This window comes from Chitinophaga sp. 180180018-3 (assembly GCF_037893185.1).
Classification (GTDB): Bacteria; Bacteroidota; Bacteroidia; order Chitinophagales; family Chitinophagaceae; genus Chitinophaga.
This window is the reverse complement of sequence record NZ_CP140772.1, coordinates 3,104,043-3,116,273: the sequence shown is the minus strand read 5'-3', so window position 1 is coordinate 3,116,273 and position 12,231 is coordinate 3,104,043. Positions and strand designations below refer to the sequence as shown.

The window sequence follows — 12,231 nt, the reverse complement described above, 5'->3', positions numbered from 1 at the left end:
CTTATACTTTTTGGCTAGCCCTCTGGTTCGCATATTGGTGTTAGTTGTCAGTGCCGCAGCACCTTCGGATTACCTTAATAACCATATTCTATTTTGGTAATGATCACTGGGGCCGCCGGTGGCAATGCCCATGGATCCGGATTGGGATCACCCCGTTCAGAATAATTAATGATGGTAAATTTGGGTTCCTGAAGAAACTCGTCCACCCAGGATTTATAAAGAATATCATTCGATGCCGATACCACTTCGAACAGCTCCCGCCTTGCCGGCACGCGGAATACAGCAGTATACTGTTTGCCGGCTTCGGTATAGGTAGCAGACACGGTATCGCCTATATAACTGCCAATGGTATAACGCAAAGCCAGTTTAAAATTATCGGTTGCCGGGTTAAATGGATTTGCCTTAATAACGTCCGAATTATTATTGGTTTTGGCAATAATGCCATCTACCTGGCTGCCTGCGAAGGTAATCCGGATTTCCTTGATGCCAGGCTGCGCCACTACGTCCAATGAACTTTTAAAATCCCAGACATTGGCCGGCTGCTTAATTAAAAGATAGAGATAGCTGTTTTTGGAGGGCAGAAAACCGGCGTCCGATGCGAAGGCGGGCAAATTACCCACCATATCCCCCACGGCGTACCTGGACAGTTTTGTTTCAAGCGTTGCGTTACCGGAGATAATATTTGGGTTTGTCCAATAAGGAGATTGATTATTCATTCCAATGATATTCATGTCATCCGTTACCACGCGGGTAACTGCCGAACTGTTTACATCAGCCGCATTTCTGATTTGTATATAAGGGTTGGTGCCGGCAGTTCTTAAAATGCCGGTGAACGTGCTGATGCCGGCCGGATAGGCAGAATTTTCAAACACTGCACCGGGTAAAATTTTTGCCTGTATACCGGCGCTGCTATCTACTTCCTTAAAGCTCAGGGTGCCGTTATATTTACCTCCGCCGCCGGCTAAGTTTCCATCGTAAAACCGTACGAGAGCACCGTTCCACCTGTCCGCGTTTTTGAGTGCTTCCGCCACGGGAACAGATATTATTTTAATGATGCCTTTACCGATATGCTGAATGCGGGAAAGCGGAACATCTTTTAAAACAATCTCTCCGTTCACTTTGAGCAGCTTCTGTCCCGATGCATTGATCACCAGCCAGTCACCAGTACTAAAGGGAGCGATCGAATCTAATTGTACTATGATCGCGGCGGTGTCCTTACCATCACTTTGCAGGATGATCGTTTTAGGATCGGTATTTTTTCCTTCCTGGTCGGAAACCACTACTCCTGTTATTTGTTTCCCGTTGGCTCCATCCGGCACACGAACCTCAGCCGCTGTACTCAACGTTTTTAACTCCGTTATACTGACCGTCCTGGTACCAAAAACAGCCGGGTTAAGATTTGGTGTGTCTGTTTTCTTACAGGCTGTGGCTAACAGCACAAATAGGATGGCCAGCACCGGCACATGTCTGCTATATTTTATGTAGCTCATTTATTTCAATTTAATTTGGGCATTTATTTACCGGATGATGTTTTATTACCATAACTGCCTTAAACTGCTGCGCAGGTTAGCCGTCACCGTTTTGGTACTGTAGCTGATAGTTTTATCCTGGTTCAGGCTCACCGGTATCTTAAACTGATGATCGCCTTTAAAGCCCTGTATGGCCAGTATATAACCATGGCCGCCATTGGCCGGTGTAGCAGTATTCACCAGTTCCTGCCCGGTAGCCGCATCGTAGAAGCGCAGGCCGAAAAGCCCATTGGATGCCTCTTTGGTGCTGAGCAATATGACGGCTGTAGATTGTCCGTATGCAAGGTTTTGAGGCACCTTCTCTGCACTCAGGCTTCCGTCGGGGAGCACCCTGTTGCAGCGCAACGGGCCTATATCTGCAGCCTGGTGCAGGATATAGAGTGCAACAGTATTAGTATCCGTTTGGACAGATCCGTTTAACGGTACTTTAAGCAGTTGAAAAGCCGGCTCCTGGTTCTCGCCTGCCAGCGGCTTATCCGCGAGATAGAGCAGTGTTTCAGGACTACGATCAAATGACAAAGAAGTATCTATCAGCATCCTGTTGGGCAGGATCCCCTGCACAGTGGTAGTAGTATCGGGCACCATGTAATTAAACCGGAATTGATGCATACCATCGCGATAACTGGTATATACGATACTGGGAACCGAACTGTATACCGTGGGATATTCCAATTTCTGCGGCATGGAACTTAAGTCAAAAAAGGGCATCAATCCGCTTCTTTTACTTACGGGTAAATCTACAAATAACCCGATGCCTCCCATATTGTATTGCGCTAACACATCGGAAACGGAATAGAAATTTATTTTACTGATGTCCCCATTTTCCGGTACTACCGGCTGTATATCCTTATTGCAGGCGGATATGCAGGTAAGCATACCGCATAAAACAAGCTCATATAAACACGTTCTCATTATCTTATTTTAAGGTGGTTTTTACGATTCTTTTACGTCCGTTGGCGGTGGCATACAAATGCCCTTCCTCATCATAATTCAGTAACTGATCTGTGAATATGCTTCTCGGCTTACCCGGCGCATCAAAGGGTTCAAAGGCAAAGCCTGATAAATCTGCCTGTGGAGCGTATTGATAAGTGCGGTTTTCGGCAAAATCAAAGGTCATCCATTTAGGACCTCCAACCAATGGAGCCACATTTCCTTTTTCCATCCCCAGAGAATTTCCATCCAGATATTGATACAACAGGAAGATCATTTTCTGATCAGGCCTGGGCAAAAAACCAAAACCGGTTTCCGGGGCGCTATTGTTTCCCAGATAACTGTTGAAGTTTATTCTAATACCGCTAAAGGCGCCGGTATAACTGTTTGGCAATACACCCCAGCTCTCTCCCTGTATTTTCACCGTTTTGATCATTACCCTGCTTTGCAGATCGTACACTGTTAACTTATTATAACCCGGCAGATACATAATCGATTCTTCGGGCAGTATCAGGGGTAGTGCCAGCGTATAGGGATTATCAGGGTCACTCATATCTACTCCCGGTAAACCCTGTGGCGACATTCCCGTCCGGAACTGGTAACTGAGTGTTCCATCTGCACTGTTATATTTTGCAACAGCAGCATAATCCGTTTCCTGCCCCCACTGTATTCCGGGTGTAACCACGAAAACGTTCCCTTTACTATCTGCATATACGGCCTTCACCTTCAGGTTCACCTGTCCGATTTCACCTATATAAGGTGCCGTGTAAGTTGTAGTTTGGTTTAGCACTTTGATGGTCTTAGCTGTCAAATCGGCCTCCACAAAGGCGTAGGTAGTATCTGTCTGTACGGATATCCAGGCTTTTGTTCCCTGCGGGTTAACACCACCGGCTGTAAACGTTTTGATACTGTACCGGCCACCGGTAAGCTGCGTCTTTGTCAGTAAGGTTTCGGCAGTACCATCTTTTTTAATATGCTGCAGGTTGCCAGTGGTAACTTCATAAAAATACAGATCACCTTTCCCATTGATACAATTCAGAAAGACATTATAAGGACTGGTCAGTTCCGCATGTGCAGTCAGCGCCAGTTTTTCCTTAAAACTGCCCTCACCGTAACGGCCATAGATATTGATGGTGGCGGCATTAACCGTATGTCCGCCAGACGTTATGGTTACCGGTATACCTGCACCAGCACCCATGCCATCAGTTATCAGTACCTTCACCCAATCCATAGGGATGGTAACTGTGTCGCCAACAAAAGGTCTGAAATGAAGGCTATCCGCAGCTACGATCACGGCGTCTTCGTTACCTATTTGTATTTTAAGCCCATTGTTGGGTTGCAGTCTGCCGGTAATAGTCATGGTATCTCCCACCGTATAGCTGGCGCGATAGCTGTATCCGGTCTGATAACTTACCTGTGGCAGTGCATCCAGCTCGTTTTTAAAATTATCGGCCTTATAGCAGGAGCCCAAAAGGCAACTGCCAAACAATAATGCCGTCAACTGATTTATTAATTTATACTTCATGTAGATGGAATTAAATTTTAAAACGAATAGGTGGCCGATAAAATAAAATGGCTGCCAGGTTTGTATTCACTGCTGATCATATCGCCGTTGGTATCACTTTGATAGCTATCGCCCGTTCGTTTAATGAATGCCTTTTCATACTTGTAGGTAAAGTTTTCGTCTTCTGCGATCCGGAGTGACTGATTGAGGATATTCTGTGCGCTGAATTTCATCTGCAGGCTTTTAATGATGCGTTGGGTCACCGCCAGGTCTAAAGTCTGGCGTTGGAGTTCAATAAGGCTTCCCTGGTTGCCCTGTACTACTATTGGTACCACGCCCTGGTATTTCACGCTGAACGGAGCGCCATTGGCCGCAGCATAAATACGGGGTCCTATGCTGTTCCAGGAAAGTGCCAGTTTGGTGCCGGTACCGGCATTGTCGTAGTATAAACCGAGGTTGATAGTATAAGGTGCCTGGCCTTGTAACTGGCGGGTATAATGCGGGTTTACTGCAGGATCAGGATTCTTGAGTACTGATGTATCGAGGTGTTTACTCACTTCACTTTTGATCAGTGTAAGGTTACCTATAAAGGAAAGATTCTTAAAAAACTGCAGCGGAATAAATCCGAAGTTTTTGCGAACGTCTATCTCCAGTCCTTTTACGGTTGCTTTATCTGCATTTCCAAAACTGATGCTGGCCGGGCCGCCAAAAAACAGATCACGCGTGATCATTCGTTCAATGGGATTGGTCAATTCTTTATAAAAAAGCCCTACACTGAATGTTTCCGCCTTATCGTTGTTTTTAGGATACCATTCTACCCGGGCATCATAATTGGCGGCAGCAGCAGGTTTTAAGAGATAGTTACCCCGCACCGTCTGGTTGTTCAACTGGTCCAGTTCACTATAGGGCGATAACTCCCGGAACTCGGGCCGGTTCACGGTTTTTCCATAGGCCGCGCGTACCACCAATTGCTGAACGGGACGGTAGTTGATATTTACCGACGGCAGGTAATCGGTAGTTTTATTGTCTACCAGCACCGGATAGTTGATACTCCCCTGGTTAGAACCGGGTATGGCGCCGGCCACTTTCTGGCGGTCATATTCCACCCGCAGGCCACCATAGATGTCCAGCTTCTCATTAAAGGGCCGGAGACTGAGCGCTACATAGCCGGCATTGAGCTGCTCTGTGGCAGTGTAGGCATCACTGCCACTGGTGCGATCAAAGACTTTCAGGGCACTGCCATCGTCTTTCAGATAACTGGTGCTCCAAACTTTGCCCAGATCCTGTTCTGTATAGAACACCTTATTGAAATCCATGTAATGGCCGTTGCTCCCGATATTAGCATTGGCGCTTTCCGGATAGCCGGCTGAATTCAGATCACCTTCGTTAAGTGTGTAGGCACGGCGAAACAACACTCTTGATTTCCACTGCTGGTAGGTTCCGGCCTTGAGGGTAGCCCAGGGAGTGAGCTTATTGGTATAATCAACCGCACCATTGTAAACATTCTCATTGTTCCGCGACCAGGTGCGGGATATCATTCCACGCTCCAGGTTATTGTTCCTGTTTTCAATATCATCAGGCCCCTTTATATAGCGGTAGGAAGCCACCCAGCCGAGATCCTGCGTCTGCCCTAATCCCCTGGCACCTCCACCATCCTGCCTGTTTTGGTTAAAGCGGATTACGCGCTGGTCTGGTATCAGTTGACGGCTGAAGGTATAGCCCAGATTCCACTCCAGCAATTGTTTGCCCTTCGCAAAATAATGTTCTCCTCCGAGGTTGCCGGCATACAAAAAACGCTGGGTATAGCCTAAAATAATATTGCGTTCATATACATTATAGCCATAAGAAAGCTCCTTCCAGTTGATTCCTGTGAGATGTGTAAGATCGGTAGTAGCATCTCCCACAACATACTGATTGTTTTTAGTGGTGCGCACAACAGTGGTACTCTGCCCTTGCTGCAACAGGTAATTTTTAAAAAACAACCTGCTGCTGTCCCGAAGCCTGTAGGTAAAATTCTGCAGCAGGTTCAGCTGCACTGTTTCTATGCTTTGAGATTCACGGGAGGTTTCATGCGTCCGCTTGCCGTTGCCATCACTACCCCAGAAGCTGCTGGCGCGATCTATGTCAAATTGCTGGGTTTCCGTTTTATAGCTGAGGGAACTCAACATACCCAGACTTTTACCGCCTATTTTAAACGTATTATAATAATTGGCGGTTAACTGTATCATTGGCAGGGCCGATTTATAACCGTATTGTAAAATAGGACTGAAACTCCGGGCATAGTCTTTTTGAGAAATCCCTGCCCGGGTAAAATCGCCGTAACCGGGCACCACCGAAGGCAGCTTCCGAACGCCATTGTCAAATCCCAGGAAATCGGTGCTGCTTCCCTGGTAGGTCATGAATCTATTACTGAATGTGGTGCCGGGCCGGTATCCCATTTGTAACTCCACATCAAAATGCTTAACAGCTTTGGCGTCTTTGGTAAATATTTTCACTGCCCCTCCAGTCATATCGCCCATCAGATCGGGCGCCGGAGACTTGTATACCATGATCCTGTCGATGATCCGGCTGGGAAGCAGATCCAGCGAAAATGCCCGGGAGTACAGCTCGGTACTGGGCGCAATATTGCCATTCAGATAGGTCAGGTTGTAGCGTTCACTCATCCCGCGGATGATCACAAATTTGTCGTCCTTTATGCTAACACCGGAAATTTTCTTCACCACCTCGGCAACATTACGGTCGGCGCTCATGGAAATCTGTTGAGAGGAAATTCCCGACACAACTGATTGCGCACTTTTGATAGTCTCCAGTACTTTTCTATCCGTGGTATGGGCTACGTTATGTACCTTTCTTCCTGCGGCGCTTATCACCACTTCGCCCAAAGCTCCACCGCCTGCCTGCATACGTATATCGTAGGTAAAACTGCTATTCAGCCTGACGGGTTCTGTAAAGGAAGAATAGCCAATATAAGTTACCTCCAATGTATAGTCGCCGGATTGTATTTCACTGAAGGTATAATACCCTTTACTATCGCTGACAACAGATCTGGCAGCACCCGACAGCTTCACGGAAGCACCTGCCAGCGGCGCCGAAGTTTCAAAATCCACCACGCGACCTTTGAGTGTGTACAATTCACCGGTACCGCTTGTTTTATGTTGGGTGCCACTTTCCACAGTTTGAACCCGCTTACGTATAACTACTTTTTTCCCGTCTACCATATCATAGACCAGCGAAGTATTACCCAGCAGATAATCGACAATTACTTTTAGTGTTGCCTGGTTGAAGCTTTTAGTGTAATTTCTTTTTACCTTCTCTATTTCAGTTGCCTCATAAAAGAATCGTACGCTGGTTTGCTTTTGCAGTACATCTATACACTCCGCCAATGTATTTTCTGAAAATGAAATATTATATTTCCCGGTTTTGCCTCCATCCTGTGCCAGGCAAAGCATTGAGTACAAGAGGAACAAGGACGGCAGGAAAAAAAACTTCTTCTCCGATAATGCCCGGCCCATTCGATTGATAAACTCATTTTTCATTTTATGTTGTTTAGTTTTGGACATAGCTCGCCCTATATCATTCATCATGATTTAAAAAATATTTTTTCGTATATGTGTTGGAGTTAGTTCACCTCAATCAGATTACCGGTTTGTTTTATTTTCAATCCGTAAGAAAGGGTAAGGATTTTGAGAATTTCCGCAATGTTATCTTCTTTCAAAAAAGAACCGGTAAACGTTCGCTGATTAATGTCATTATTGCGGGAAACGATCTTCACCTGCAAACTTTCCGCTATGGCGGAAAACACATCCCTTAGCGGAGTGTTCCTGAATACCAGCAATTGTGAAGTCCATTCAGTATCGACAGTCACATTACTATCTACTTTACCTTCTCTGCGTTGCACTGCATAAGTATATTGCTGGCTGGGTAACAGTACAGGAAGCTGTTGTTGCTGCATACCAGGAATGGTAATCTGCACACGCCCTGTTTTAACTTCTACCCTGGCCGATTCATTGGAGCCTGCATCTGACACAACAAACGAAGTTCCTAATACATTCACATTCAGATGCGATGCTTTCACCGTAAACCTGGTATCGGGGTTCTTTCTGATATCAAAAAAAGCTTCGCCGTTAAGCTCCACCTTCCTGCTGCTGGTAAATTTCGCGGGATAACGAAGCTGGCTGTTAACATTCAGCACAACAACAGAACTGTCGGGCAATAGCACTTCCCTGATCTGATGCTGATTAGTTGCAATGGTATATATGACAGGTGGAGTTATCATATCCCTCAGTTCATTTCTGAACAAATACCCGGTACATACGACGCTCACTAGGCAGGCTGCGGCGGCCCATCTCAGGTAACGTAACCTGCTTTGGGAAGAATTATTTGTTCTCCCTGTATAACCGGTCCCAATAACGGCTTTAATATTATTTAAAGCAGTCGCTTTTCTTTCCTCATATTGTCCCAGGTCGGCATCCTTATCAGCCGCCTCTCTGGCTTCTTTAAACCACTGCTCAACGATGGCCTTATCTTCTGTCGAAGATTGGCCGGACAGGTAATTATTTACAATACTTTTTAACCTCTGCAGATTCATGATAGACGGTTCTCTGATAGTATGTTCTAAAAGAGGAGGCGTAGTACCGGTAAAATCAGGTTAAGGAATTGTTACCAAATCAATTGGAGTAGAGAATCAGGATCAGCGCAATGCTATGCCGCAGGGCTTTCAATGCAATATGGAGCTGGTTTTTAACGGTTTGTTCTGAGATTCCCAATTTTAAAGAGATCTCCGCAATACTTAGTTTATATTGCCTGCTCAGCAAAAATATTTCCTGTGTGCGGGGAGAAAGACCGGATATTTCCTTTTGTATCTGCTTAAACAAATCCTTCTCCTGCATACGATTCAGGATGTCATTAAATATTGGCAGTAATTCTTCCTTTACTCTGTCTATCTGCTCGGGGGAACTTAAAAGTAAGTCCAGTTTTTTAAGCGATTGGAAACGCACTGCCTGGAAAAGATAACTTTCAACGGACTGCCGTATAGTAAGGGTTTCGCGCCGCTCCCAGACGGAAATAAATACCGTTTGTACAATATCCTGCGCATCATCATAAGACCGGAGTAATTTATTAGCAAAGCTGAATAACGGATGCCAATATTTTTTATACAACAGATCGAAAGCCTTCATATCAGCATGCTGGATACGAAGAAAGAGATCTTTATCAGTCAATTCAGTTGTATATCTGGTGCTCATAAAATTTGGTGCAAAGTAAATATCTTTTTCTTCAAATACAGGCGTGGGCTTTCAAAAGAAGCATTCAATCAGCACTGTGTGTCAATATAGCCGCGGTTTAACCCGTTAATATTATTCTTTCGTTAATAACCCTGTGTGGGTAGGAAAAAGGGGCGCCATATTTTGTTGATATCAGGCCTTAACTATCGTCCTCTTTCATTCAAAACGCCGTTAAAATCACCATTTGAGCTAATCTTTGTAATTTAGTAAAAAAAATTTAACCTTCGCTGAAATCGCCACCTATTGCATATCATCATACAACATCAAAATAATCTATGACTATGTACAAGGAAAACATTCTTGAAACGATAGGAAACACCCCAATGGTAAAGTTGCACCGGGTCACTGCCACACTCCCCTGTCAGGTGCTTGCTAAAGTCGAGTTTTTTAACCCGGGTAACTCTATCAAAGACCGTATGGCCGTTAAAATGGTAGACGTTGCCGAGCAAAACGGATGGCTGAAGCCGGGCGGCACCATCATAGAAGGTACATCGGGCAACACCGGTATGGGGCTGGCGCTGACGGCCATCGTCAGGGGTTACAAGTGTATCTTTACCACTACCGACAAACAGTCTAAAGAGAAAGTGGACATACTCAAAGCCGTAGGTGCGGAAGTAATTGTATGCCCAACCAATGTGGAACCGGAAGATCCACGCTCCTACTACTCAGTATCGAAGCGCCTGGCTAAAGAAATACCCAATTCTTTTTATGTTAATCAGTACGATAATCTCGCCAACCGCGATGCGCACTATGAGCAAACAGGACCGGAAATCTGGGAACAGACGGGCGGAAAGATCACACACCTCGTAGTAGCCACCGGCACGGGCGGTACCGTTACCGGCACGGGCAAATACCTGAAAGAAAAGAATCCTGCCATCAAAGTGTGGGCGATCGATAGTTACGGTTCACTGCTGAAGAAGTATTTCGACACGGGTGTACTGGATATGAATGAAGTGTATCCTTATATCACAGAAGGTATCGGAGAAGATTTTGTGCCGGAGAACTATGATATGAAAGTGATCGACAAATTCGAAAAAGTGACCGACAAGGACGCAGCAGTGATGGCAAGAAGAATTACAAAGGAAGAAGGGATATTCGTTGGTTACTCCGCCGGATCGGCCATAGCAGGGCTATTGCAGTTGAAGGCAGCGCTGAAGCCATCGGATGTGGTAGTGGTAATCTTTCATGATCACGGCAGCCGCTATGTAGGCAAGATATACAACGACCAGTGGATGCTCGAGCGTGGTTTCCTGGATGTAAAAACCGTGAGAGATGTGGTAAATGGCCGCAAAGGCCAGCCCCTGGTCACTATCGGCGCAGGCGAAAAAGTAAGTGAGGCTATCGCCCGGATGAGAAAATATGATATCGAGCATATCCCGGTTGAACAGAACGGAACTATCGCGGGCTCGGTGTCTGAAAGCGGTTTATTCAGCCGCCTGATCGATGATGTACATCTGAAAGATGCCAGCGTACAAACCGTGATGCAGCCGCCTTTCCCGATGGTAGCTCTCGATACGCCCATAGAAAAGCTGGCCGTTTACATCAACAGGGAAAACGGCGCCGTGCTTACCAAAGATGAAAGCGGTCATCATCACATCATCACAAAATACGACATCATTCAGGCGTTGGGAAGATAAAAGGTTATCATGATTTTTACTGATCAGCTGAACAGGCAGATAATACTGGATAAACAGCCGCAACGTATCGTTTCGCTGGTGCCATCGCAGACCGAGCTGTTATACACGCTGGGGCTGGATGCAGAAGTCGTAGGCATTACTAAATTCTGCGTACATCCGTTAACGTGGTTTCGTGAGAAAACACGGGTGGGGGGCACCAAAAACATTCATGCGGATATTATACAGCAGCTGCAGCCGGATCTGATCATCGCCAATAAAGAAGAGAACCTGGCATCGGAAGTAGAAGCCCTGATGAAAGATTACCCGGTATGGGTCAGTAATATACAGACGCTGGAAGATGCCTACGAAATGATCCGGGGTGTGGGAGCAATCACCGGGCGGGCTTCCGGGGCAGAGATACTGGTAGAAAAAATTGCGGCAGGATTTTCTGCACTAATGCCAGTGCCAGATCCTATGCCTGCGGCCTATTTCATCTGGCGGGATCCCTGGATGGTGGCAGGTGGAGATACGTTTATACATCAGATGATGCTGCGCTGCGGTTTCAGGAATGTTTTTGGCGAACAGCTGCGGTATCCGGCCATAGACCTGGCACAGCTTGCCCAAAGCGGATGCCGCCGCGTGTTGTTATCTTCCGAACCCTACCCCTTCCGGGAAAAACATATAGCCGCAGTACAGGCCATATTACCAGATGCAACCATACAGCTGGTAGATGGCGAAATGTTTTCCTGGTATGGCAGCCGGTTGCTGGAGGCGCCTGCTTATTTTATGTCTCTCCAAAATAAATAATCACGTTGAGGCAACGCCGCTTCTCTCGGTTGCGTACAATTACGAAAACGCAACTTTATGGAAAGAAGAGATTTTGTTTCCAATCTTGGGTTAACATTGGCATTAGCCTGTACAGCAGGACTGGCGGCCTGCAGCAAAGGGAGTTCCTCCAACCCTGCTCCTGCTCCGCCTGGTGGCGGCAATGCCAAGGTTACACTGAACCTTAATTCAGACCTGACTAATGTCGGGGATTTCAAGATATCCAATGGCGTGATCGTCATCCGTACGGGCAGCGGCAATACGTCGGCCGATTTCTCTGCGCTTTCCAGTACGTGCACCCATCAGGGTTGCACCGTTGCTACTTACAACAACACAACTCATTTAATAGAATGTAATGCGCCCTGCGGCCATGGAAGCCGGTATAGCACCTCCGGCGCCGTTAACACCGGGCCTGCAACGGTGGCATTAACTCCCTATACAATAAAAGTGGATGGGAATGTGTTAACCATCAGTTAGCCATCCATCCCGCACCTCCATAACCTGGTGCCGCACGCGTTCCGGAATACGGAGCCGTGCGGCATTAT

The 12,231-nt window shown here is 46.4% G+C and carries 9 protein-coding genes; 3 read left to right on the top strand and 6 right to left on the bottom strand.

The window, feature by feature from the left end:
• Nucleotides 1-74 precede the first annotated feature (74 nt).
• The 6 genes from UNH61_RS12215 to UNH61_RS12190 form a co-directional block, all read right to left on the bottom strand.
• Nucleotides 75-1,490 carry a DUF5689 domain-containing protein gene (locus tag UNH61_RS12215; RefSeq protein WP_326992273.1) on the bottom strand — a complete coding sequence of 472 codons (1,416 nt, stop codon included), beginning with the start codon at nucleotides 1,488-1,490 and terminating at the stop codon, nucleotides 75-77.
• A gap of 45 nt (nucleotides 1,491-1,535) precedes the next feature.
• Nucleotides 1,536-2,441 carry a hypothetical protein gene (locus UNH61_RS12210; RefSeq protein ID WP_326992272.1) on the bottom strand — a complete coding sequence of 302 codons (906 nt, stop codon included), beginning with the start codon at nucleotides 2,439-2,441 and terminating at the stop codon, nucleotides 1,536-1,538.
• A gap of 4 nt (nucleotides 2,442-2,445) precedes the next feature.
• Nucleotides 2,446-3,984 carry a hypothetical protein gene (locus tag UNH61_RS12205; RefSeq protein ID WP_326992271.1) on the bottom strand — a complete coding sequence of 513 codons (1,539 nt, stop codon included), beginning with the start codon at nucleotides 3,982-3,984 and terminating at the stop codon, nucleotides 2,446-2,448.
• 17 nt (nucleotides 3,985-4,001) lie between these two features.
• Entirely contained in the window at nucleotides 4,002-7,499 is a 3,498-nt protein-coding gene (locus UNH61_RS12200; protein WP_326992270.1) for a TonB-dependent receptor, read from the bottom strand.
• A gap of 83 nt (nucleotides 7,500-7,582) precedes the next feature.
• Nucleotides 7,583-8,551 carry a FecR domain-containing protein gene (locus UNH61_RS12195; protein ID WP_326992269.1) on the bottom strand — a complete coding sequence of 323 codons (969 nt, stop codon included), beginning with the start codon at nucleotides 8,549-8,551 and terminating at the stop codon, nucleotides 7,583-7,585.
• Nucleotides 8,552-8,630: 79 nt separating this feature from the next.
• Nucleotides 8,631-9,206: an RNA polymerase sigma-70 factor gene (locus tag UNH61_RS12190; RefSeq protein WP_326992268.1), complete on the bottom strand. Its 576-nt coding sequence runs from the start codon at nucleotides 9,204-9,206 to the stop codon at nucleotides 8,631-8,633.
• Nucleotides 9,207-9,526: 320 nt separating this feature from the next.
• Between UNH61_RS12190 and UNH61_RS12185 the strand changes: the two genes are divergently transcribed.
• From UNH61_RS12185 to UNH61_RS12175, 3 genes are read left to right on the top strand one after another with little or no spacing between them, the layout of a single operon-like run.
• Complete coding sequence (locus tag UNH61_RS12185; protein WP_326992267.1) at nucleotides 9,527-10,882, top strand: pyridoxal-phosphate dependent enzyme; 1,356 nt, start codon at nucleotides 9,527-9,529, stop codon at nucleotides 10,880-10,882.
• 9 nt (nucleotides 10,883-10,891) lie between these two features.
• Complete coding sequence (locus UNH61_RS12180; protein ID WP_326992266.1) at nucleotides 10,892-11,668, top strand: helical backbone metal receptor; 777 nt, start codon at nucleotides 10,892-10,894, stop codon at nucleotides 11,666-11,668.
• A 57-nt stretch (nucleotides 11,669-11,725) separates the two neighbouring features.
• Complete coding sequence (locus UNH61_RS12175) at nucleotides 11,726-12,163, top strand: Rieske (2Fe-2S) protein (RefSeq protein WP_326992265.1); 438 nt, start codon at nucleotides 11,726-11,728, stop codon at nucleotides 12,161-12,163.
• Nucleotides 12,164-12,231 lie beyond the last annotated feature (68 nt).